Origin of the sequence: Sphingobacterium sp. ML3W (assembly GCF_029542085.1) — a bacterium.
Lineage (GTDB): Bacteria > Bacteroidota > Bacteroidia > Sphingobacteriales > Sphingobacteriaceae > Sphingobacterium.
On sequence record NZ_CP107036.1, the window covers coordinates 1339790 to 1364487 of the forward strand.

18 protein-coding genes are annotated in these 24698 nt (G+C 42.1%); all 18 read right to left on the reverse strand.

What is annotated here, in order from left to right; genetic code table 11:
• Nucleotides 1-21: 21 nt before the first annotated feature.
• Nucleotides 22-1155, reverse strand: coding sequence for a glycosyltransferase family 4 protein (locus OGI71_RS05730; protein ID WP_282254417.1), 1134 nt, complete (start codon nt 1153-1155; stop codon nt 22-24).
• Entirely contained in the window at nt 1152-1826 is a 675-nt protein-coding gene (locus tag OGI71_RS05735) for a PIG-L family deacetylase (protein ID WP_282254418.1), read from the reverse strand. Before OGI71_RS05735 ends, OGI71_RS05730 begins: the two co-directional genes overlap by 4 nt.
• Before the next feature lie 11 nt (nt 1827-1837).
• The gene (locus tag OGI71_RS05740) at nt 1838-2050 is read right to left on the reverse strand and encodes an SHOCT domain-containing protein (RefSeq protein ID WP_282254419.1); all 213 of its coding nucleotides are present in this window, start codon (nt 2048-2050) and stop codon (nt 1838-1840) included.
• 349 nt (nt 2051-2399) lie between these two features.
• The gene (locus tag OGI71_RS05745; RefSeq protein WP_282254420.1) at nt 2400-3065 is read right to left on the reverse strand and encodes a BON domain-containing protein; all 666 of its coding nucleotides are present in this window, start codon (nt 3063-3065) and stop codon (nt 2400-2402) included.
• A 121-nt stretch (nt 3066-3186) separates the two neighbouring features.
• Nucleotides 3187-3747 carry an AraC family transcriptional regulator gene (locus tag OGI71_RS05750; protein ID WP_282254421.1) on the reverse strand — a complete coding sequence of 187 codons (561 nt, stop codon included), beginning with the start codon at nt 3745-3747 and terminating at the stop codon, nt 3187-3189.
• A gap of 189 nt (nt 3748-3936) precedes the next feature.
• A complete protein-coding gene (locus OGI71_RS05755) occupies nt 3937-6432 on the reverse strand; it encodes a cation-translocating P-type ATPase (RefSeq protein ID WP_282254422.1) in 2496 nt (831 codons plus the stop codon).
• Nucleotides 6433-6561: 129 nt separating this feature from the next.
• A complete protein-coding gene (locus OGI71_RS05760) occupies nt 6562-7932 on the reverse strand; it encodes an MBL fold metallo-hydrolase (protein WP_282254424.1) in 1371 nt (456 codons plus the stop codon).
• 102 nt (nt 7933-8034) lie between these two features.
• Nucleotides 8035-8463, reverse strand: coding sequence for an Hsp20/alpha crystallin family protein (locus OGI71_RS05765; RefSeq protein WP_282254425.1), 429 nt, complete (start codon nt 8461-8463; stop codon nt 8035-8037).
• A 168-nt stretch (nt 8464-8631) separates the two neighbouring features.
• A complete protein-coding gene (locus OGI71_RS05770; RefSeq protein ID WP_282254426.1) occupies nt 8632-10011 on the reverse strand; it encodes a L,D-transpeptidase family protein in 1380 nt (459 codons plus the stop codon).
• A gap of 729 nt (nt 10012-10740) precedes the next feature.
• Entirely contained in the window at nt 10741-12654 is a 1914-nt protein-coding gene (locus tag OGI71_RS05775; protein ID WP_282254427.1) for an alpha-glucuronidase, read from the reverse strand.
• Nucleotides 12655-12815: 161 nt separating this feature from the next.
• Nucleotides 12816-13787, reverse strand: a complete 972-nt coding sequence (locus OGI71_RS05780; RefSeq protein WP_282254428.1) for a glycoside hydrolase family 43 protein — start codon at nt 13785-13787, stop codon at nt 12816-12818.
• A gap of 8 nt (nt 13788-13795) precedes the next feature.
• A complete protein-coding gene (locus tag OGI71_RS05785; RefSeq protein WP_282254429.1) occupies nt 13796-14938 on the reverse strand; it encodes an endo-1,4-beta-xylanase in 1143 nt (380 codons plus the stop codon).
• Between the two features lie 19 nt (nt 14939-14957).
• Complete coding sequence (locus OGI71_RS05790; protein ID WP_282254430.1) at nt 14958-16370, reverse strand: MFS transporter; 1413 nt, start codon at nt 16368-16370, stop codon at nt 14958-14960.
• Nucleotides 16371-16609: 239 nt separating this feature from the next.
• A complete protein-coding gene (locus tag OGI71_RS05795; RefSeq protein ID WP_282254431.1) occupies nt 16610-18676 on the reverse strand; it encodes a hypothetical protein in 2067 nt (688 codons plus the stop codon).
• Nucleotides 18677-18803: 127 nt separating this feature from the next.
• Nucleotides 18804-20708: a sialate O-acetylesterase gene (locus OGI71_RS05800; protein WP_282254432.1), complete on the reverse strand. Its 1905-nt coding sequence runs from the start codon at nt 20706-20708 to the stop codon at nt 18804-18806.
• A gap of 6 nt (nt 20709-20714) precedes the next feature.
• A complete protein-coding gene (locus OGI71_RS05805) occupies nt 20715-22097 on the reverse strand; it encodes a glycoside hydrolase family 43 protein (RefSeq protein WP_282254433.1) in 1383 nt (460 codons plus the stop codon).
• A 6-nt stretch (nt 22098-22103) separates the two neighbouring features.
• Nucleotides 22104-23654 carry a glycoside hydrolase 43 family protein gene (locus OGI71_RS05810; RefSeq protein WP_282254435.1) on the reverse strand — a complete coding sequence of 517 codons (1551 nt, stop codon included), beginning with the start codon at nt 23652-23654 and terminating at the stop codon, nt 22104-22106.
• Nucleotides 23655-23864: 210 nt separating this feature from the next.
• Nucleotides 23865-24698 (reverse strand): alpha/beta hydrolase-fold protein, encoded by an 834-nt coding sequence (locus OGI71_RS05815; protein WP_282254436.1) that lies wholly within the window; start codon nt 24696-24698, stop codon nt 23865-23867.

Here is a 24698-nt window from a genome sequence, read left to right on the forward strand (position 1 = left end):
CTGCTCTTTAATTTAGTTGAACTAGAAATATTGTTCTATTATTTTAACAAAGCGCCGGGCTACCTCCCTGTAGTCAAACCGCTCTTCGACCCTTTTCCGTCCTGCTGCGCCCATTGCCGTACGGAGCGAAGTATCTCGCATCAAGGCCAGCAAGCAATCTGCTATATCATTGACATCTGCTCTATAGTCCACTGTACGAGGCACATCAAATTGGATCACGTGATTATCTTCATAACCGGATTCAGCACCCAAAGTGACTTTGTCGACGACAATCTCCTTGGCCACTCCCGCCAATAAGGCAGTCTCACCATGCACGAGTGTATCGAGCATGCCCATAGCCCGGATACCAATCACCGGCTTACCACATGCACCAGCCTCTACCTGAGGCATCCCAAAGCCTTCCAGTCTGGAAGGTGCAGCATAGATATCGCAAGCGCCGAGCAGATAAGGCATAAAATCCCGTGATATGGTATTGGTGGCATAGATTACTTTTTTACTGATGTCCAGCCTTTCGGCGAGATCGTGATCATATTGATTTTGAAAAGAAGTGCGGGGTTGTGGCCATACTTTGCATACATACTTCCATGGAGGCACATCTTTGTCGATTAAGGCTAGTGCCTCCATGACTTCATTTGATCCTTTTGAAGCCGCATCCCCACCAACGGTCAGAATCATAATCTCATCTGGAGACACCCCAAGTTGTTGCCGTACCGCAAGGATCTTGGGGTCGTTGCTTGGATGAGGAACGAAGGAATCCGTATGACAACCTACGGGGAGCACCTCGATCTTATCCTCTGCGATACCATCTCTCACATACATTTGCTTTACCCAATTGGAGGTGACCAAGATAAGTGGCAACTGGTTGAGAGTATCTCTGTAATTGGCGATGTATCCGTCGGCGACAAGCCAAGGTACAGCTCGTTGTCCAAAAAGTTGTGGATGCACAACTATGGCCGGTACATGTCCCCAATAACCGATACCGACAACGACATCGGGTCTGAACCAGTCATAATACCATTCTTTCTCCTGATCAGACTGCCAATGTGCCGCATGGACATCAACACCGATGTCGAGCAAGCCCCTATAGAGTAGATCCCCCTGCGTGGACAAGCCACCCGGTGAGGGTGGATAATCATATAATAATAAGACTCTCATGCCAGCACTCCTCCCTTGGATAGCCAAGCCATGGCCTTGCCCGTATCTGTAAACGACCAAAACGCCTCTGTGCTCGGCGTTGTAATCACCTCCCAGCCCTCTTTTGGATAACCGTAGACCCTATTCATGATCTCATACTTGATATCATAAGTTGCGAGGTCGAGCTGATTTTTTATTGGGGCGGTTTTATTTGGTCGTGGATAAAACTGACGATTTCCATCATGATAGGCAAATGTCCACAGTTCCTTACATTTTATTTTGCGCTTTTTCCAGAGTTTTATGACAGCTTCGCTGACTTCTACATGCCTTCGATGATAAGTATATTCGCCCGAAGGATTATGGGTGATCACCAGATCATATACTATAGGTGGCAACAGTGCGAGAATGGTATGTTGAATTTCGGATGCGCTCAATGGTATCTGTCGGACCCCATCGTCCAGACAGCCCATTGCTCCTTCTGCGCGTAGCACCCTAAGTGCCGCATTGAATTTTGAGGCCCGATCAGGATCATCGCCTCGACACACGCTGATCACATATACCTGCCAATCCAAGTGACCAAGGATGGTTCCCCCGGCCCAGAGGGTTTCATCGTCCGGGTGTGCTACGATTACAGCTATTTTTTTCTTTGCCGAAGCTGTATCGGCAACGATGGGTGGAACAACATTTTTCATCTCCTTTATCATTAGCCCTCAAGCATTTTCTTTGCCTCCCGATATTCGTTAATGCTGATCTGCCCGGAAGCCAATCGCTTTTTTAAAAGGTTCAACGGAGAATCTTTCTTTTTTCTCTCCCCCGGGATATCATAAGGGATAAAGAAGATCCAAAAGATGAAACATAACCAGACCACCCACCAAATAAGGTGCATCCCAAAAAACATATAATTATCGTTTGACATAATCATGCTCTTTTAACTGTAAGACTTACTATTACAAAGGATTCTATAAATTCAAAAACTTTCGTCCTCCGTCCAGTAAGCAGTTCTAATGACAAAAAGAACATGATACCATTAGAAATCTGGACTTTAACGGTTAGAAATAATCGTAGACAAGAAATAGGATGAGTCTCGCATTTTAGTAAAGCAATTGAAAACGCCAGTGGACAACATGAAAGTTAAAGTAATCACTGTTAAATAAAAATACTTAAAAGCATTTCGTTTGAGAATGCTCCTAAGTATAGTTGTTTTTATTATTATTTATATATGGTGGCTCTTGTCTGTTGGATTATTATATAAACAATCTCTCTTATTAACTAAAGGCATATTCATAATCAATGGAAAGCTCGTTATTAACTTCCCATATACCGGGCGTGTTCCATGCGATCCGTTCTGCCTCTTCTTTTTGATACCAGGAATTGACTTTTCCACTTAAGGTAACTATACTGCCCGATACCATCACAAGGAGATTGCTATCATCAATAGCGCTTCTTTTTAGGGCGTCTTCAATATCTTTTTTCTCAATTACATTACTCGTATCCGATTTAACCTTTATATTATTGGTTACACCTTTGATACCAATTAGGTAATTTACAGCATTTCTGGCTGCTTCACGTTGATAATTCCATTGCAGGTCACCGTCCAATGTAACCCATCCATTTTCAATTTTTATCCCGATTTTGTCTATCGGAACTAACCAGGCAGCACGCAAAGTATCCAAAACCTCATTTGCAATTTCAGCATCGGTCTTTGCCCAGTTACTTGGAAATTGAACTTCAATATTTTCAACCAGTGCCCGCACCCCATGCACTCTCTTTGCGGCATTTTCAGCTTCCAGCTTTTTTGCATAACTGTCCACATAACCAGCGAGAGAAACAACTCCCCCATCAACCGTAACAGCGATTTCCGCCAAATGCAACTGGGGCTCCCATTGGATTGCCCGCTCGACATCACTCTGCAATTCTGCATCTGTTTTCATCAGCTTAAAATTTACGAAGCAACCGGATTGTCCCTTCCTAATAAAGATCTGATTTATAAAACGGATTACGTTATACAATTCGCATGGATTGTTGTATAATTGGTAGGTAGTCTTATGGGTATTAGAGGTCTTCGAGATTTGTTCGCTTTCTTAATGGCAGCTTTTTAAAAAATGTGGGTGTCAGTCCAGTGACCTGTTTAAACTGCTTGGAGAGATGTGATACACTTGAATAATGCAGTAAATACGAAATTTCTGTGAGGTTCAATTCGCCGTAAAGGATCAATTCCTTGATTTTCTCTACTTTATGCTGTATGATAAAATGTTCGATTGTGACCCCTTTTGTTTTGGAAAATATCTCGGCCAGGTAATGATAGTTTTTTTTTAGTCTGTCACTTAATAAAGTCGAAAAATTAACCTCAGGAATTTCTTTTGAATAATGGATCATTTCGACAATAATACTGATTATCTTTTCGATCAATTCGGCTCTCTTATCGTAGAGCAGTTCCAGTCCCGATTGATGCAAGGCTTCCTGGAGTTTTAGTTTAATATGCTCAGAAATAGGCTGTGCTAATCTGACTTCGCCTAATTCGATAGATGTATAGGCTATCCCCAGTTTATCGAGTTCAGATTTTACCATCATTTTGCAACGGCGGCTCACCATATTTTGGATGATTAATTTCATGTCAGATGGTCCAATAGGACAAATAATAAATGGGCTAAATTATCTATCACAAAAACAACGTAGCTATATATTAAACATGTTTGCCTAACAATTTGTTTTTAAATAATTATTGGACAATCGACCACCAACATTTTGCACCCTCTTCCCTTACTTTTTTCGATAGGCTAAATAATGTCAGTCTGATATGGTCTACGCCCTCCTCATGAGCTTGTAAATTTCAAACCACAGTACAGATACACTTGCGACAGCCAGCGCTATAGCCAATTCAGATCCACTCAGGGCTGTTACCTCAAAGAAAGCAGCAACCGGCCTACAGTACACTATGACAAATAGCAGGATAAGCACTACACAAGAGATACCTACCAGTAAAAAATTACGGTTCTTAAAGCTTTCGACTATGCTATAATAGAAAGAACGGTTGGCATAGCTCAACAATATATTCGCAAAGATCAAGGTACAGAAAACCATCGCCCTTGTTTTTTCTTCGCTCCCGCCATGCTGGGCAGTAAACTGATAGCTAAATAAGACTCCAAGTGTGATCACTATCCCTTGGATAATGCTTATCCCCAATTCACTGATACTCAAAAAGGTCTTCCCCATTGCTCTCGGAGGTTGTTTCATCGTATTTCTTTCGATAGGTTCATTCTCGTAAACAATAGAACAGGTAGGCCCCATGACAAGTTCCAGAAAGATCACATGGACGGGTGTAAATATCTGTGGATAGATCCATCCCAAAAACAAGGGTAAGGATACCGTCAGAATAATGGGAATATGAATGGAAATAATATACTGCACAGCCTTTTTGATATTGGTATAGATCCGGCGACCGGCAGCGATGCCAACAATAAGTTTCTGCAAATCATCATTTGTAATGACCAATGCCGCCGCTGATTTGGCGATTTCGGTTCCCTTATTTCCCATAGCGACACCGATATGTGCTGCTTTCAATGCTGGACCGTCATTTACACCGTCTCCGAGCATGGCCACAACTTCACCACTCTTTTTCAGCGCATTGACGACCGCAAGTTTGGCGTCGGGAAACATTCTGGTAAATAGTGTTGTCCGCTCAGCTAGCTTTATGATATCATCTTCGGTATTCCCAACGATTTCGCTACCATTTGCAGCCGGCGTGTCATTGACAATTCCTGCTTGCAATGCAATTGCCTTTGTTGTTTCGGCGTTATCGCCCGTAATGACCTTTACCTTGATCCCCGCAGCATAGATTTGCTGAAAAACCTCCCTTATCCCCTCTTTGGGCGGATCATAGAATACCGTGAGTCCTAAAAACTCAAACTTAAAATCCTGCTGTTTTGCAGGGAAGTCATTTCCTTCAAAATTTGCTTTGGCAACACCCAGAATTCGATAACCTTGCTGAGCAAAAGTGTTAATCACCTCTCTTATCCTGCCTCGATCGGCTTCGGAGAGCTGGGAAACACTGAGTATCGCCTCGGGTGCCCCCTTGGCCGCAATGATCCGCTCATGCTCACTATTTTCAAAAAGGTGGGTCATCATGGGCGGCCTGCCTTCCAGCGGATATTCATGAAACAGTTGATAATTCCTTCTTAAATCATTTTTTTGCGTTTTTTCGTATATTTTATGCAAGGTGATCTCCATGGGATCAAAAGGCACGGGCTCGCTGCTCCACATTGCATAGTCAATAAGCTCATGAAGTGCTTCATGCTCAAATTCACCTTCAGCATACACCGTATCTGAATGATAATCATACAGGTTTTTTAATTGCATGATGTTGGCCGTAATGGTACCTGTTTTGTCGGTACAGATTACTGTGGTACTCCCCAAGGTCTCTACAATACTGCTCCTTTTGATGATAATACCCTCGCGCATGAGTTTCCATGCCCCCAGTGCCATAAATGTTGTAAATGCGACAGGAATCTCCTCGGGTAGTACAGACATCGCCAATGTCAGCCCATTGAGCAGGCTCTCTACGATATTGTGCGTATCCAGATAACTAAAGAGGCAGACCAGCAGGAAAATAGCGAGTCCAACGATTGCCATTGCCTTGACAAATTTTTGGATGTGGACCTGCAAAGGCGAGATCTCTTCTTTTATCGTTCGTATGGATTCGCCAATTTTGCCGACGCGCGTCTCTTTGCCTATCTTTTGTACTTGAAAAACAGCAAGTCCCGACACTGTTATTGTGCCGCTATAAACGAAATTATCGGTTGTCGTACTATCCTTGAACACGGAGAAACTCTCTCCTGTGAGGGACGATTCATTCACCGAAAAATCGTTGCTGTGCACTATAATTCCATCTGCATTTATCATGCGCCCTTCTTCTGTGATACAAAGGTCGCCTACAACAATTTCCCGTGTAGGAATCTTGACCACCTGTGCATCTCGGATGACCACACTCAGGGGTTCATTGAGTTTTTCAAGCTCTTCCAACGCTTTCTTGCTACGGTTGTCCTGATAGAATGAGATCGCAGTGACCGCCACAATCGCTACCAACATAAAAGCTGCTTCAGCATAGTCGCCCACAATCACATAGATCAGTGAAATAACGATCAGTAAGATCAGCATGGGCTCCTTTAAAACTCCCAAAAGCAATTCCAGCCCGGTACTTTTATGGCCTGCCGCCAACTGGTTAAACCCATATTTTGCCCTGGCACGATTTACTTCTTCCTGACTCAGACCTTTAAGATGACTGGGGATATTATATGTCATAAAGAAATTGCTTAATAGAGAAACGGTTATTTACTGACTGTATAAGAAACACTATTTTACAGAATATGTTCTCCAAAATTTTACTTTTATAAATTGGATGTTAGCTAGTCATAACGTGAATCTGGTAAATTATGTGAGTGCAAATTGCTCATCTTTGACTAAAATTTTAACGGGTATTTCTAGTTCTGTTTGGATCTTTACGCGTAATGCTTCCAATGCACATGATTCGCCATGTACCAGCATGATCTGTTGGGGAGGAGTTTTATATTTTCTGATCCATTCCACTAATTCATACTGGTCAGCGTGCGCTGATAATCCTGTCAATTCTACGATATTTGCTTTTACGGGGTAGTAGCTGCCATGAATCTTCAACTCGTGAGCTCCATTTAACAAAGCCCTGCCGCGCGTACCTTCTGCCTGAAACCCTACAATCAATACTGTGTTCCGACTGTCTCCTATATCATGTTTCAAGTATTCAAGCACCCGTCCCCCTGTGATCATACCACTACCTGCAATAATGATTTTACTCGTTTTATCCTGAATGATCTCCACTGTATTAATATAATCTCTGTTAATTTCAATACTTTCAACAATTTTCAGCCATTCTCTTTTATCAACATTGGTATATTCGGCATAATCAACCATGATAGCTGTGGCAGTAGCAGCCATAGGACTATCCAGGATTATCGGTAGATTGTGCGGGATTTTGTTCTGTTCCTTTAAGCGAAAGAGCATATAGATAAGTTCTTGTGCCCTACCAACTGCAAAACTTGGAATAATAATGTTTCCGTGATTTTTAACCGTAAGGTTGATCCAATGTTCCAGACTATCATACACGTCTGTCTTGTCGTGCAATCTGTCACCATAAGTAGACTCCATGACCAAGAAATCCGCTTCGGTAAAAAAATCACGGATAGGTAGAATTTCGCTATGGTTTCGTCCAATATCACCTGAGAAGACGATCGTTTTGTCAAAGCATGTAATTGCCACCGAGCAGGCGCCAATGATATGGCCGCAAGGCTTAAACTGACATTGAATGTGATCGCTTAGTTTAATATCGGTATTTTCCTGAACAGTATAAAAATGCTCGAAAGCGCGTTCGGTATCCACTTTAGTGTATAAAGGCTTTGCAGGATGATGTTTGGTATAATGATGCTGATTAGCCTTTTTCGCATCCTCTTCCTGTAACTTCGCGCTATCAAGCAAGATCAATTTTGTCAGTTCCGCGGTAGGCTCAGTCATATAGATCTTACCTCTAAATCCATTTTTCACGAGTAGAGGGAGATAACCGCAATGATCCAGATGGGCATGGGTAAGAATGACCAGGTCAATTTCTCCTATCGGAATATTTAAGGATTCCCAATTTTGTTCACGTAAGGATTTAATTCCTTGAAATAAGCCACAATCGACTAATATGTTGAGTTCGGGAGTTTTTAATAAATGCTTTGATCCGGTCACTGTTCCGGCCCCTCCGAGAGATTTTATAAAAATAGTTTCCATTTTCATCTTTTTAATGAAACTCATGCTTATCCGGCAATGTATTTTTTTAAAAGAAAACTCTTAAATGCTCGCCAGAGCGTTATGAATGCCACGAAGTTATATTTATCGTACTTTGATGTCTTTTACCTCTTGTTCCTCTGGATTAGTTTTATTAATGGTGATGTTTAGCAGCCCATCTTTGTAAGTGGCTTTTATGTTGTCCAGGGTAACATTATCTGGTAAGTGGAAGCTACGGGAGAATGAATTGGCGGAGAATTCTTTCCTTACATAATTTTCATTTTCTTCTTTCTTTTCAACACTGTGCTCTGCACTAATGATCAGTGACCGATCTTCGACGGCCACCCTAAAATCTCTCTTTTTAAATCCTGGAGCTAAAACTCTGAGTTTATAAACCCCATTTTTTTCAATGATATTTATGGTTGGTTCCTTTTTTTTCAGAGCACCGGTAAGTTCGTCTTTACTCCAAAAATCTTCTATCTGCGATACAAGTGAAGATTGAACTAGTTGATCAGGGGTTTCTGTGGTTTTCATAATGAATTTATTTAATGGTTTGATACCCTAAAGTTAGATCTATAATAATTTTTACATCATGATCACCGCTATTCTTTACAATGATCCTTATCACTTTTCGCTAAGCAGTAAACATTTTATTTTAAACACATCTAACATGAGCGGCGATACTATGCTGTCCTGATGTCATTATTTATTTTGATTAAATTTGTTTTCCAGTGATTTGTCAAATTGGTAAATATCAGTGTACAAAGTAGGCTTTCCGTTTTTTATAAGGCAGGTCAAGTAAGTTATTATAATCGGCACGGGCTGGCTCAGCACAAAATCTTTCTTTTCGTAAGACAGTACTGCGTTTTCCAGCGCTGAAATTTTGTATTCTGAACCATCATATGATAATAGCATAGCGGCAAGGCGATCCGCATTTTCCACACGTACACAGCCATGACTGAGCGCCCTTTTCTCGCGATCAAAAAACTGTTTCTGAGCAGTATCATGAAGGTATACGCCATAGGGATTTTGAAATCTAAATACGACGGCACCCAATGCGTTGTCCTGACCTGAGGATTGCCTTACACTATAGTTATAAGGATTGTTATTGATCTGTCTCAATTTTGATGCATTCACGATGACTTTATTGCCCGATCCGTCATAGATCGAGTAATTATGATCAGCTAGGTAGCTCCTATCTTTCAAAATTTCGGGCAGCATTTCTTTACGGAAAATACTTTGCGGAACACGCCAGTCGGGTGCTGTTGAAAAATAATTGATTTCACTTTCCAAAACAGGTGTTTTTGATGTTGGCTTTCCTACCACAACCTTAAAGTCGGACATCTCGTCCCCTTGATGAAATTCCAGCGTATATGAAGGGATATTTACCATAATATAGTTTTCACTTTGCATGCTGATCCATCTCAGGCGTTCCATATTAATGATGATCTTACCCATTTCAGCTTGAGAAGTCATCATATTATTATCTGTGTAGGAACTATCCAGATAAGCCTGAAGATCAGTATAAGCTTTGATCTTTGGCTGGGCATTGCGTATTGCTCCCCGAAAATCCGTCTGCAGTCTTGCTGTAGACAATATCTCATCCGCACAAAATCCATTGATCCTACTGGTATCAATATGCGACTTATGGTATAATGGATTATATTTCCCAAAGTGAAGGTCATTAATAAAGGTAATAAGGCCATCTGTCAGCAGTATATCAAACATGCTTCTTTCCTTTTGATTCTTTTCGGAAGGAAAATCCCGCCATTGTTTTAATTTTTCAAATGAGAGGTTTTCTAAATGATAATCGGAGAGCGACAGTCCATAATGATTGGCCTGTGCCAGCATAGCGAGCGCTATTTCCGATTGATCATGCCTTTGTCGACTATCTGTCCAATGGTATCCTGAATAATTGTCCGTATAGAACCTGATGACTGATTTTGGATAATTCAGCCTGGAAAGATATATATTATCCTTTAACGCTGTTGAGATTTCTGTACCTATTTTTCCATCCTGCGCGTAGATCGCAGTGGAGAGAATAGCGAGAGAGATAAATAGGAAAATATACAACGCTTTCATGATATCTAATTTTTTTGTTTAAAATTTCGATATCCACCCATCCGTATCTCTGCATTAATCTTCGGACGGACAAACATTCGAAGTGATATAGTTAATACCCTGCAAAGTTCTGATTTATAAATCAATATAAGTTGTATAATATCAACTAATTTTTATATAATTGGTAGTAATCGCACATATAATTGGCTGTGAGATCCGTTTGATCGGACCGCAGATCAATTTGATTGGAAAAGCCATCGGAACGGATCGGGCGATCGTTGTGTGATGCCCGGGTACGATGCCAGATCTTGTGTTGCTATGCATTGCAGCAGCTTTGGCTTGATAGCATCGGTACGATTTAAAAAATCACCTTTTTTTAATCGGATTGGTTTAAAATCATCTCCCACCCATTTTCAAAACTTTCCCAAAATTTTTCCAAGTTATTCAAACAGAAAACCCATTTGAATCTACGAGAGTTTATGTATCTAAATGGATTAACTATCGCAACTATGAAAAGGTAGGCAACTTCCTGGTTGCTATTCCCCTCCAAATAGGTCAACTGAATAATTTCTCGTGCCTTTGGTGGAAGCTTTTGAATCGCTTCGTATAATTAGCCATTGCCTCGGCATAAACGATTTCTTGCAAATAGGAACATGATTCGTTCACTGCAGGGAGCAAATTTTGGCTTAAAGAAAATTAATCTGCCGTATTTGGCAACGAAACTGAAAACTAGCGCAATTTATGGGTCACCTAATTATGATGCCCCATAGGCAGCTTGATTCTTTTTAATTCTTCTAAATCATGAACTGGCCGCTCTAATTCATAAGGAATAGGCTGACCCGAAAACAGTTGGAAGTATTGTAAGCAGGCATCTTTCCACCAAATTGCATCCCGGGCCTGTATTCTAAGTTTGGATTGTACCGCATGAAAACGAGATTGATCTATATATTTTTCCATACAATCCCAAACTTTCTGAAATTCACGCACTTTTTGGACACCATGATCATAACGGTAACATAGTTCTCTCCAAAGTGTATTACCGTTCTTCATTTTGTAATTCCAAGAAACATGATGAAACCACAGAAGAAGATTTTCGGGACAGGTCGATTTATTGTTATATATATTGCGCAATGGTAAATTATATTGGGATATGGCATTACTTCCCTCAATAGTCCGATCAAAGCCCAGTCCCAGCCTGTCTGCGTTATGGTAATACCAAGGCATCCAATCTGGACGGCCGCCGGGAATATTTCCCCAAGGTTCGGGTCCATAATGATGATCAAAGGCAAACAGGTGATGTAATCCCATGGGCATCATATAGTCTACAGCAGCCTCGCGTGATTCCAACATCATCTTTTTAACAGGATTAATAAATTCCCTGTCTCGCGTAAAAGTCATTTGTATCCATTCATCGGCGATCTGTTCGGCCGAAAGACTGTTGCCCCAGGCCAATCGTCCAAAGGCATACCAATTGGCCTGCGCAAAATGGTGCCCTGTCCAGTTAGTATCCTGACCGATATTCGCCACAGCTGCAATAGCTGTTTTGGAACCCGAAGGTCGGTTTTTACCCGTCATTTCAGCCACCGTAGAGCCCACGCCATGGGCAAAGGTTTCGTCATCCAATACCTCTTTAAATAAGGGAGCCAAATACACCAAATGATTGGAAAAGCCTAAATATTCCTGTGTCAACTGAAATTCAAGCATCTTCGCTGTCTTGTGCATGGCACCGAATAACGGATTGAATGGTTCTCGTGGCTGAAAATCTATCGGTCCATTTTTTACCTGGAGAATAACATTTTTTTTAAACGTTCCATCTAAGGGTACAAACTCCTGAAAAGCCTGCTTTGCCCGGTCATCTTTGGTTGGCTGATAAACAAAGGCTCGCCAAAATACGATACCGCCATGTGGGCTAAGTGCGTCGGCGAGCATATTGGCTCCATCAGCATGTGTGCGTCCGTAATCTTGCGGTCCCGGCTGACCTTCAGAATTTGCCTTGACCAAAAAACCGCCGAAATCTGGAATTAATCTATAAATTTGTTTTGCTTTTGATCTCCACCAGTGCTGAACATCTTCATTTAAGGGATCTGAACTCGGTAGACCACCTAAAATTTGGGGAGAAGAAAAATTAACCGATAAATACACCTTGATGCCATATTTGCGAAAAAGATCAGCTAGAGCCTTCACTTTAATGAGATAGTTCGCTTCCAATAATTGAGGAGCGGCATTTACGTTATTCAAGACAGTGGAATTTATACCAATAGATGCATTCGCACGCGCATATTCTTCGTATCTGGGAGAAAGCTTTTGCGGTAGCTCCTGCCATTTCCACAACGAATGACCGGCATACCCACGTTCTATGGTACCATCCAAATTGTCCCAATGGTTTAGCATACGAATATCATAAGAAGGTATTTCTATGATTGGCAAATAAGGTAGTTGCCTCCCTGTCTCCTGAAGCCGCAACAAATGATAAACACCATATAACAAGCCTATTGACTGGCCGGCAACCACATAGATTCCTTTATGGTCTTGACTAATCTGGTAGCCATCTTTTAGCCGTTTGTGTTTGCGATCAAGTTGAAGTGTCACATCGACCCCGTTCCAATAATTCAAAAGCTCCTCTTTGGCCAACGCTATTGTTGCATCAGTTGACTCTATGCCCATGATATTTATAGTGTGACCGGCTCTCTCCTGTCTGGAAAATCGCAGCCATAGTTGACTACCATCTTCCGATCTTACCCCTTGTGGAAAGCAATATAAGACTATGAACAGGAAAAAGTTTAAACGCATGATATAAGTCATTAGCGAACTATCAGAATTATTATTTAAGAAGATAAACCGTTTATAGGCTTGATGTGTCCGTTTTCGTCATATTCAATTTCGATGACTTTCATACTCCTTAGCCAAGTTTTCCCTCCCGATGGGACGGAATCATGATAAAAAAGGTACCATTTGCCCTGAAATTCTAAGATACTGTGATGAGTCGTCCAGCCAACAACCGGTGATAAAATAACACCTTGATAGGTGAATGGTCCATATGGGTTGTCCCCTATTGCATAACAAATCAAATGGCTATCACCGGTCGAATATGAAAAATAATACTTACCCTGGTATTTATGCATCCATGATGCTTCAAAAAATCGTTTATCGGTATCCCCCTGTCTTAAGGCTACGCCATTTTTATCTAAGATAACCAGATCACGGGGTTGCTCAGAAAATTCAAGCATATCTGCAGACATCTTAACAACCTTTGGAGTTAATGCCGGTTCATCCGCCTTCGGTAATTCGTTGGGTGCAACAATTTTATTATTTCGATAAAACTGCAATTGTCCGCCCCATATACCACCAAAATAGAGGTAATAGCATCCATCCTTATCTTTAAACGCACAGGGGTCGATACTGTAACTCCCTTTTATCGGATTATTCTGGGGTACAAATGGACCATAAGGTTTGTCCGCTAAAGCGACACCTAGTCTAAAAATGTCATTTTTGTCTTTCATGGAAAAATACATATAGTACCTGCCATCTTTCTCGGTAACATCCGAATCCCAAAGCTGTCGACCGGCCCAGGGAATATCTTTTACATCCAATACTTTCCCATGGTCTAATACTTCGCCCTGCACATCACTCAGTGAAAATACATGGTAATCTTGCATATCGAAATGATCCCCGTTATCATTTTCGGGAATACCACTCTCGCGGTCATGAGACGGATAGATATAGATCTTGTTTTCAAAAACATGCGCTGATGGATCAGCCATGTAATCACTTGGATACAAATACTTACTTTTATTCATTTTCTTTATCACTTTTTTTTTTGAGTCAATGCTATAATATCTTTTACAAATGGTTTGGGATGATAATGACGGTCAAATAAAAGAGGATAATCCGTGCGTCCGGGAATAGGCCAGCCGTTTTTCCATGAATCTCCATCACCAACTCCCCACAGGGTCACGCGCGATATCTTATCCTGATGCTTGAGATAAAGATTAAAAAAGTCAATATATCGTCTACTAAGCTCAGCCATTTTACCTGCCGGCAGGCCTTTTTCATAAGGATTAGTCTCCTTACTATAAGCATAGCGCTCGCCAATTTCCGCTCCCATATTGGGACGCACATGTGGAAGTACCGAAATATCCATTTCGGTAACCATCACCTTCGCACCCAGGCTTGCAAATCCGAGAATGGTTTTTTCAACTTCTCCCAATGATGGATTGTCCAATGCGTTATGCTCTTGCATACCGATCCCACTTACCTTTCCACCGACAGCCTTCACCTGTTGTACCATCGTCATAATTCCTTTTCGCTTTTCGGGAATGGCCGTTGAGTAATCATTATAATACAGTTCGGCATTAGGGTCGGCCTCATGGGCAAATTGAAAAGCCAATTGTATAAATTCAGGTCCAATAATTTTATAGAATTTGCTTTCACGCCATTCACCATTATCCAGTATGGCTTCGTTCACAACATCCCAGCCGAACACGCGCCCTTTATACCGGGACACAACTGTTTGTATATGTTTACGCATGCGTTCAATCAATACCGCCCGGGAGACATCTTTTCCTTTTTTATCTACAAAAAACCAAGCTGGTGTCTGCGAATGCCAGATTAATGTATGACCTATAATCTGCATCTTATTTTGTTCGCCGAATGCTACAAAACGATCCGCGTCGTTAAAGTAAAATTGTCCCTCCTCAGGCTGCAGAAACATGCTTTTCATGCAGTTTTCGGCGACAATGGAGTTGAATTGCTTTTTGACAACTGCTACAGCCTGAGTGTCCCTTTCCCATATCTGATCAAGATTGAGGGCAGTACCTATAAAAAATCTATTTTCAAATGCCTCTTTCAAGGTCAGTGAATCAGGCACTTGATTCATGTGTTGTGTAATTGCGGGAACAGCATGAGATCCCAATAGGGCTGTTACGGCCAAAACAATAGTCTTTAGCATATTCGTGGTTTATTTTTGATTAATAATTAGCTTTGAATTCGATATCGCGATTGATTTTATCTATGGTGGCATCATCCAATTCATATTTGGAAATGACGTACATGGCTAACAATAAAAGTATCGCGGGAATAACAGCCACTAGCCATAGGATCCCCTTTTCGGCCATAGCCGATTGTGTCGTTACATTATCTTTATCAAATGCAACATATGCCAGCACCAGGCCCGGAACAATTCCGCCCAGGGCCATACCGGCTTTGTAAAAAATACCTGTTAATGCATTGACAATTCCGGATATACGTTTACCGGTTTTATATTCACCATAGGATATCACCTCGGGGACAAGAGCCCACATATATCCTGTCGCGACGATCACACCTGTGGATTTGATAAATTGCGCACTCAATACCAGCCAAGTATTTCCTTTAAGTGTCTCGTTTGTTGAAATAATATATAACATAATCATGCCCAGGATAGCTATCCCTAAGAAAACATAGAACATTTGCTTTTTTCCGATCGCGCGTTTAATAGCAGGTACAAGCGGCATGAATATAAATGCAGGTAACGATCCCAAAGCCATGAAATATGGAAGCATATCAGGGGCATTGACATTGTAGATCATATAATAGGATCCCGCCGAATTTCCGATGGCCATCATGGCAAATGCAGTAATAAAGAAAAATGCAAGAATGCGCAATGGTCGATTATATTTAAATTCATTCCAGAGATCAGACACTTGGACATTTTCCGTTTCTTTTTCATCCATAATAACACGCTCTTTTGTTTGTGAAAAGCAAAAAAATAAAAGGACTAAACCAACCAAAGCATAAATAAGCATTGTCGTAAACCAGGCACCGGCTGAATCCTTCGAGTTAATCTTTCCATCAGGAGAGAAATATTTGACGACAATAGGTACACCATAACCAACGGCGAGCCCCCCAATATTGGCCATAAACATGCGCGTGGAAGTCAACTTTGTCACTTCGTCGGTATCTCTGGTTAGGGAAGCATTCAAAGCACCATACGGAACATTAATCAATGTGTATAAAATAGATAGCCCAACATAGGTGATATAAGCGTAGGTCAATGAGCCGGAGTATCCATTCCAGAAACACAGCACCGCAAAACCTGTAAGCGGAATTCCGCCCAAAACCAGATATGACCTATACTTACCCAGACGGGGATTGCTTTTATCAACAAATGCACCAACAATGGGATCCCAAATCACATCAACGATCCGGACAATCAGAAACATGACCCCCGCTGAAGCAGCTGAAATTCCGTACACATTGGTGTAGAAAATCAATAGATACATTGAAACAGTCTGATAGATAAGATTCTGTGCCAGATCGCCAGCGCCAAATCCTACCCGTTGCTTCATTGAGAGCTTATAAAAGCCTTTGACAGGCTTTGCCTCTGTTATAATTTGGTCCATATAAAATTGGTTATTCTAATATTGAATTACTGTGGTAAAACTACAAGAACTATGCTGTCGGCACCCGATACAAATGTTTTATATTCCAATAAAAATGTTTAAAAAGGCGTATTATACCAGAAATAACCGAAGAAAGATGAGGACTACGTAGGTGCCTACTAGTGGTAAAAAAAGAGGGAATCTGTAATAGATTCCCTCTTTTTACACAGTATTTCAAGCCGCACCTACCTTTGATCTATTCAGTTCGTAACATATTTGACCAGATAGCTTTTCGTCTGTCCCTTGTAAACACAATCAACTTGGGCATGACCTGTCAACGAACTCGCCTGCCTGACCGTAATCTTCACCTCAGGATTAGTCGCGAATGCTTTTACAACAGGGATTTTTTTACCTTTTATTTCAAAGGGAGAAATGACCTCATAGGTATTGTAACCAATGATACCATTCTCATCTGTGGATCTGATCGGAATAGAGGGTAATGCAAGTTTTTTACCATTTACGGTAATATCGACCTTCGGCGATATTGGACGTACAATTTTTTGGTTTTTTGAACTAAACCCCAATCCGATAAAATCGAAGAGAGGTTTACCCTCTTCCCCTTCGGCCACCAGATATAGCGCATGCTTGCCCCCCAAATGGTCAACATATTTCGAAACATCAACTGTAAAGTGTGTCACCTCAGATTTAGCATTAGCCGGAATTACGATCTGGGCAATCTTTTTCCCTTTCCAGACATCATTTTCCCAAGGCCCATCCAGCCACACATTGACCTTAAACGCAGCCTGTGTTTGTGGGGAAATAAATAGATCAAAAGCAGTCTGATTTCCCGCTTTCGTACCATTAAAAGCTTTCAATCCAAATTTGTCCTGACCAAGCCCGCCGAATCCAAAATATTTAAAGCCGACAATATTTCCATTTTTCACATTGGTCACTGGCATATGATTGTCCCAGACATCCCAGGAATCCTGCTGTAAGCTGATATCTGAAAGATAACAGGCATATCCTGCAGAATAGTACCTGTAGGGATCTAGTCCATAAAAATGGAATCCTTCAGATGTAACCTCCGCACCTTTATATTCCTTCCCTTTTTTATCTTTGATGGTCGGACTCTCTTGGAAGGGGTTAAATGCACGAATAGAAACCATCCCACCCTCTTTCACACTTTTTTCGTCCCATTGCACTTTGATGGGCTCCACCACCGCCTGTCTTGCAAATCCAAAACCCCGTGGTGGTCTATGATAAAATACATACCATTGTCCATTGATCAACTCAATACTACCATGGGTATTGTGACCTGCATTGCTGGTTTCAATGCCTGAACCATCCCTGTTCACTACCGGAGCTCGGGAGTCGACCAAAACGCCACCACTTTTCCATGGTCCCAGTGGTGAATCGGCGACTGCATAACGTAAGGTTGAGTTGGAGCTGTTGACGCCATATTCGGGTCCAGAATAGCCACTGTATACCGTGACAAATTTATTTCCCACCTTACGAATTGATGAAGCTTCGAAGAAATTAAAGGTCCCCAGATCTTCGTCAGCAAAAATACTGGGGTAAGTGGTCCCTTTGGGATCACGCAACTCTCCATATCGCGCACTCGCAGGTAGCAGGTAGTTGATAACCTCCGTTCCCGGTCTAAGCGAATACATTGTTTTTTGGTCTAACTGGGCGGCCATGGATCGTTGAAATCCCCAAAAGCCATAAGCTCTGAATCCAATGTCGAAATCGGGATCTTTCGGATCGGTAACGTATTCAATGTAGACTGCCGGATCAAATCCCAAGATACTTCCAGGCAAGGTACGTTGGCCATCCGCGGTCAGATTCACCGGTTTAAATGGGCCGTTGGGTCTATCTCCCTTAACGACCATGGCTTCACGATGTTCTCCCCTGCTGTGTGGAAACAAATAATATTCTTTCTTTCCATCTTTTCGTTTGACCTCCACAAGATCCGGTGCATACATGACATCCCATTTTCCATCCATTGGATAGGTAAAAATAGCTCCCTCATCACGCCAGCTCGTCAAATCCTCAATAGGCGCTGACCACATTCTGATGTCAGGTCCACAATAACTTGTAAAACGCAAGTCGTGTGAACCAATGATATAGGCGCGGTATTTCCCGGGCTGATCCGGATCTTCAAAAACCCGGGGCTCGCCATCTGGAAGATGTTCCCAAAGTGGCAGATAAGGATTACCAATAGATTGATGTACAAAACCTTTACTTAAATCTTTCAGCACATTTTGTTGCTTTTGCCCTATGACTGTTGTCGTCGACAAGATTCCTGTGATGGACAATACCAATGCCATTGTCCTTTTTTTTAAGACAATATTTAGTCCCTTCATAAAATTGAATAAATTAGTTACTTAAATTGATGAATTATATACTGATCCTTACTTGTTCGAATTGATTTATAGTGATTAAATATGCGTTATTCTACCAATTGTCGGTACGAAATGGTGTCGCCAAAAAACCTTCTTTATTTATCAGATTTGCATCTGCAGGATTATCGCCCCAAGCATAGCGCACCGCTTTGGGATGTTTAATTTTAGGATGGCTCACAATGATTTCTCTCCCCTTTATGACAGCATCCGCCCAAAAGAATTTTCGGTCCTCTCCAGCTATCGCGAAATGTTGCAGTGATGTCCCATGAGCAATGGCCAGTCCTTTTCCGATCTGATCAAAGGAAACCGTAATCTCATCGCCATTTATATGCATCGCTTTATATTGAGGTCCAGCTGCGACGATATGCTCGCCATAAATTAGCTTGCGTGCGGCCAAGAATAGTCGTTTCGCTAGGTCTTTCTTATTTAGAGGGTGGATATCGTTCCACTCGCCAATATCATAAGTCACTGCTAGTGCCGTCATAGGTATTTCTTTACTGATCTGAAACTGAGCTTCCCTAACCAACGCCCAACTTGATTCTTTCGGGACAGCATCTTTCGCCATAAAATTAGGAAGTTGCACAAGCAAAAAGGGAAGTTTAGGTTGCTGGAAAAGCTCACGCCAACTATCGATCAGTAGGGCTAGATACCTTTGATAAGGCTTTGGATCTGCTGTATTTGCTTCACCTTGATACCAGATGACACCTTTAACACGATAGCCTTTCAATGGGTTAATCATACCATTGTAAAGACCTGAACCAACCTGGCCAACATCCCTCAGCCGATCTTTATACCTGTCTATCGCATCTTGGTCAAGTCCCACTTTCCAACGCCAATCCCCGGCGAGATCAATAATCGTATCATCAACCTGCAACTTATACGGTTTATCTGGCGTAAAGCCGCCATCTACACCAGTTGTCCGCAATCTGATCGTTATCATATTGTTTCCCTCATGGAGAATCCCTGCTGGTACATCGTAAATCCGTGGTGGATAGCGATAAGCGGTAGTCCCTACGAAATGGCCGTTAACATAGACTGAATCACTATCAATTAAAGTACCCAAGTACAACTTTGCATACCTGCCATTCTTGGCTGCTGGCAGCATAAAATGCTTACGGTAATAAACAACACCCCTGTTGGATATACTAGGTTTAGCCCAGTATTCGGGAACCTGCACGATAGACCAGTTTGTATCATCAAAGTTTTCTCTTGTCCATAAGTCGGCTCCTCGGTCTTTTTCAACCATTTTGAGGCTATCCACCGCCGTCCGGTCAATCAATAAGTCAGGAAAATCTATTAAATGCTGCTGGTCAATCCAACTTTCTATTGTCGACCCACCTAGACTGGAAACGAGCATCCCGACTGGGACACCTGTATGCTGATAAGCTTCCTGTGCATAGAAATACGCCAATGCCGTCCAATTCATTACATCTGAGGCTATGGCCGAGTGCCATCTTGCATCTGAAGGAATAGCATCCTTGACGTCAAATGCACTGTTTTGCATCGGAACCTTAAAATAACGTATCATATGATTATTGGAAACGTTGATTTCTGGGAATCGCTCAACGAGCCGTTGGATCGGTGTTTCCATATTAGACTGACCTGAGCAGAGCCATACATCGCCGATCAAAACATCGCGGATGACCAGTTCGTTGATCTCCATGACATATGGACCGCCATAGTGCTGCGGCGGAATAGTCAGTTTCCATCTACCATCACTTCCGGCCTCCGTATAATAATATACATCACGAAAACGAATGGTCACCTTTTCACCTCTTGCAGCCCATCCCCAAATGTTGAGTTCAATATCTCGCTGCAGTATCATTTTATCGCCCACAAATGCAGGAAGGCGTATTTTACCAAAACTTGGCTGCAGTGCCAGCGACAACACAACAGTCAGCAGCACATAGCGCAAATAGTTTGAGGCAAAAAATAAAGCTCCAGTTTGATCAGTCATTTAATTTTACTTTATTTCCCCGAACTTCCAGCAATCAAAAAATAGGATATTAGTCGGAGCTTTACCTTTAAAAACAAAATAGATGTCGTGTATTCCCGTTACCCTACTAGAAAGCTGAGTATCAACCGTAGTCCATCGGTCATCGCCTCCCGTCATTGGAACCTCTATCGTAGCTAAAAGAGGACCATCGACAGCTGTTGACCTCACCTCCATACTGACACCGCCGTTGTGTGTTGTCCCTACCCGAGCAAAGAAATTCATTGCTCCATTTTTGCCAAAATCAACATTCTTTATGCTGGTATATGCTCCATTTTTGAGCGCTTTGATAAAAACCCCCACTTTACTATTTTGAAACGATTTAACATGTGCGGACCAGGATATTGTTTCGGCCTGCATTAGACTATAGGGATTCACAGTTTTAAGTGCCTCCGTAATCCCTGTAGCCATTTTCATTGGCCGAATACTACCATCGGGATTAAACTTTAATTCCTGTACAGCGACCGAGCGCGTGAAACCACTTCCTCCAGGCAAAGCTCCATTGTGGTAAAAGAAATAACTTTTTCCCCTAAAGTCGATCACACCGGGATGGTTGGTAAAAGCTCGCCCTTCGGCTGGCATCACCACTCCTCCATATTTCCATGGACCTGCTGCATTTTTACTGGTCGAATAACCAATAAATTCAGGTAGAGGACCTCCGGGCCAAAAAAGATAATAGAGACTATTCCTTCTGTACAACCAGGGGCCCTCCTCATAGTTGGACGGTCGTTTGGCATCTCCTTCGCGTTTGCCAAAGGATGCCGCTGTCATCGGAACATCTACAATATCACCCTGATACGAGATCATGTCCGCGTTAAGTTTTACATATTTCAATTGTGGATTCCCCCAGTACATATGGGCCTGCCCGTCGTCATCAACAAATATGGTCGGATCAATATCTCCCCACTCACTTTGCACAAGTGGTTTTCCCAAAGGATCATAGAACGGTCCCAATGGGCTGTCTGCTACGGCCACGCCAATTGCTCCCCGATTATTCAATTTGGAAATAACAGGCACATATAAATAAAATTTGCCATTTCTCTCCACACATTGCGCAGCCCAGGCATCGCCTTTGGCCCATTCAAAATCAGTATAGGACAAAATTGCACCATGATCCGTCCAGTTGACCATATCATCCGTTGAATATACACGCCAATTGTTCATATTAAACCAGGTCGATTCTTCTTCGTCCTGTGTCGTGTAGAGGTACAGGCGATTATTATAAACTAGAGGTGCGGGATCTGCAGTATAGGCAGTTTGTATGATCGGATTCTGGGCCCTTAGTACATTAATCGTCACTAACAACATCACCAAAAATCCAAAAATTAACACCGTAAAAAATTGTCTTCTCATATCGTCTTACTCTGTAGTAATGTGGAAATAATCAATATCAACAAATCCTCCAGCCGCTTTACTGGCGTAGTTAAAAAGCCCAAATCGATACCCCATAAAATGCGGTATGGTGTAGCTCATTTTCAACGGGTTACCTATTGCAGTCCAATGTCGTCCATCAGTACTGTAAAAAAAATCTGCGATGTCTCTTTTATTGGCAAAATCGCAACTCGCTTTTAGAAATATATTTCGATCTTGCAGGTTGATCCTGGCGACTTCTTCCGGAACTCCCGTCATCGCATTGACCATAATCAGTGATTTTTTGTTTCCTTCCATTCGAACGCCCAGGAGACCATAATTCTTTTGCAACAGAGACAAGCCTGCGAAATCACCATCTTTCATCTGCGACACATCTATAGCAACAGAAGCGCTACAGGTAGGCCCAATCGTTCGTTGTGTCAGTGTATTTTTGGCTTGTAAGAAGTCGTTTGTAATCGCTCCGGTTTTTAAGCGCAAAAAGCCTTTTCGTTCAGTTACTGACCACAGATCGGGGTCAGGATTATGATTCCATTGCCAGACCAAAGGCAAAGCTGGTTGATTTTTGTTTCTATTAAAATCATCCGAATTGACAATACCCGGCATGAGCGCTTTATTAGCCGGTAGAGCTAATAAAGCTGGTACTTTCCCTTGAACACCCAAGACGGGCCACCCATCTTCCCAGCTGACAGGTACCAAATATGGGATTCTGCCAACTGCGCCGTGGTCCTGAAAAAGGTAGGCATACCATTGCCCGTTCGGCATATCGATCAAGCCGCCTTGTGCTACCCCCTGATCCTGGAGGACCACCTTACCTTCATAAGGTCCTTCAAGTCGAGCAGCACGATGCACGATCACGGTACGCATCCCATTCACCGGCCAGGAAATATTAAAAAGATAATACATACCATTTATCCTGAACAGTTGTGAACCTTCTGCAGGCAGCCCCATCCTTCCTTCTTTAGGTAAACTTGGCAAAGAAGCATCTTCGATCAAAATCCGTTCCGTTCCTGGTTTCATACCCGAAAGGTCTGGCAGTAGTTCGGCCAAATGTATACGCCCTCCACCCCATAGCATGTATGCTTTCCCATTTTCAAAAAATAAGCTATGATCGTGTAGCATTGGCTTAAATTCCGTTGCTTCCCAGGGACCATTTTCCAGATCTCTCGTTGTGTAGATATGCGTTTTTCCTGTGTTAGCAGAAAATGTGCTGACGTAATATTTACCATCATGGAAACGTAAACTGCTCGCCCATGAACCGTGTCCATAGGCGTTTTTTTGCTGCCACAGGTTCAGTTCTTCGGTATTTCCCAAGCTGTTGTACGCATAGTTGATCAATGCCCAATTGACTAGATCTTTGGATTTCATAATCGGAAGTCCGGGGTTCATATGCATAGTCGTACTACTCATGTAATAGGTATCGCCGACACGTATCATTGATAGATCAGGCACATCAGCAAAAATGATCGGGTTTTTCGCCTGTTGCGCCGAAGCACTAGTAAACACGGCAAAAAAAGAGAAAACGAGTACGAATATTCTCATTGTTAGTTTATTGATTATCAATACAAAAAGAGGTTTCATTGGCGGTGTATCCAGTTAAGGAAACGCCAATACGTGTATATATTTTACAATAGCATTTTTCATTTGCCGTTCTGATCCAGTTCTCAAATTACTTATTAAATGAAGTTCGCTATTTAAATCTCGGCTATCCCAACACTTGGTTAATTCATTATAGTTGAGTGTTTTATAAGTCTATTTAACCACCTTAAATAGCAATTGAGCAATTTGATAAAGATCATTCTTCCAAACGTTGAAATCATGTCCTCCAGGTTCCAAATAGTACATGTGGGGCACCTCATGAGCCAAAAGATACTCGTGTGTCCTTTTGCTAATATGCAGTAAGCCGTCTTGATCCCCGCAGGATATCCACAACAATTTTAGCTTGCCTTTCGCTTCCTTGGGAACGGGTAATAGCTCTTGTGGCATCTTGGTGTTGGGGGCAGAAGAAAATCCACCTACCCAAGCAAATGTATCAATATGTCCCAGACCAAAATTCAGCGCCTGACCACCGCCCATAGATAGACCAAAAATTGCGCGGTGCTCACGGTCACGGACAACTGAAAATTGTTGTTCAATAAATGGAATCAGGTCGTCAATCAAATCCTTTTCAAAAGTTGAGAATGCAACCACCCGTTCCTGTGCCATGACGTTTCCGCCAGATCGGTCATCTTTCATGGCTCGACCATTAGGCATAACTACCACCATTGGTTCTATTTTTCCTTCGCCATACAGGTTATCCAAAATAACTTGCGGATTTCCGTGTCGCAACCATTCCCTTTCATCGCCTCCGATTCCATGCAGGAGGTACAATACAGGATATCTCTTTTGGATATCATATCCAGGCGGAGTATATATCAATGCTTTTCGAGATACGCCAACTGTTTTGGACGGATAAATAATAGAATCTATTTTTCCGGTCGACATAAGTTTCTGTTCGACATCAAATCCCTTGGGTGCAGCCTGTTGTGCCTGCGATAAAAGGCTAAACGAAAAAACCCATAATGCTGTGCAAATAATCTTTCTCAT

Bases quoted from the DNA above. Each gene is read 5' to 3' on its own strand.
- OGI71_RS05730 (WP_282254417.1), bottom strand. From the start codon at position 1,155: ATGAGAGTCTTATTATTATATGATTATCCACCCTCACCGGGTGGCTTG.
- OGI71_RS05735 (WP_282254418.1), bottom strand. From the start codon at position 1,826: ATGAAAAATGTTGTTCCACCCATCGTTGCCGATACAGCTTCGGCAAAG.
- OGI71_RS05740 (WP_282254419.1), bottom strand. From the start codon at position 2,050: ATGTCAAACGATAATTATATGTTTTTTGGGATGCACCTTATTTGGTGG.
- OGI71_RS05745 (WP_282254420.1), bottom strand. From the start codon at position 3,065: ATGAAAACAGATGCAGAATTGCAGAGTGATGTCGAGCGGGCAATCCAA.
- OGI71_RS05750 (WP_282254421.1), bottom strand. From the start codon at position 3,747: ATGAAATTAATCATCCAAAATATGGTGAGCCGCCGTTGCAAAATGATG.
- OGI71_RS05755 (WP_282254422.1), bottom strand. From the start codon at position 6,432: ATGACATATAATATCCCCAGTCATCTTAAAGGTCTGAGTCAGGAAGAA.
- OGI71_RS05760 (WP_282254424.1), bottom strand. From the start codon at position 7,932: ATGGAAACTATTTTTATAAAATCTCTCGGAGGGGCCGGAACAGTGACC.
- OGI71_RS05765 (WP_282254425.1), bottom strand. From the start codon at position 8,463: ATGAAAACCACAGAAACCCCTGATCAACTAGTTCAATCTTCACTTGTA.
- OGI71_RS05770 (WP_282254426.1), bottom strand. From the start codon at position 10,011: ATGAAAGCGTTGTATATTTTCCTATTTATCTCTCTCGCTATTCTCTCC.
- OGI71_RS05775 (WP_282254427.1), bottom strand. From the start codon at position 12,654: ATGGGCATAGAGTCAACTGATGCAACAATAGCGTTGGCCAAAGAGGAG.
- OGI71_RS05780 (WP_282254428.1), bottom strand. From the start codon at position 13,787: ATGAATAAAAGTAAGTATTTGTATCCAAGTGATTACATGGCTGATCCA.
- OGI71_RS05785 (WP_282254429.1), bottom strand. From the start codon at position 14,938: ATGCTAAAGACTATTGTTTTGGCCGTAACAGCCCTATTGGGATCTCAT.
- OGI71_RS05790 (WP_282254430.1), bottom strand. From the start codon at position 16,370: ATGGACCAAATTATAACAGAGGCAAAGCCTGTCAAAGGCTTTTATAAG.
- OGI71_RS05795 (WP_282254431.1), bottom strand. From the start codon at position 18,676: ATGGCATTGGTATTGTCCATCACAGGAATCTTGTCGACGACAACAGTC.
- OGI71_RS05800 (WP_282254432.1), bottom strand. From the start codon at position 20,708: ATGACTGATCAAACTGGAGCTTTATTTTTTGCCTCAAACTATTTGCGC.
- OGI71_RS05805 (WP_282254433.1), bottom strand. From the start codon at position 22,097: ATGAGAAGACAATTTTTTACGGTGTTAATTTTTGGATTTTTGGTGATG.
- OGI71_RS05810 (WP_282254435.1), bottom strand. From the start codon at position 23,654: ATGAGAATATTCGTACTCGTTTTCTCTTTTTTTGCCGTGTTTACTAGT.
- OGI71_RS05815 (WP_282254436.1), bottom strand. From the start codon at position 24,698: ATGAGAAAGATTATTTGCACAGCATTATGGGTTTTTTCGTTTAGCCTT.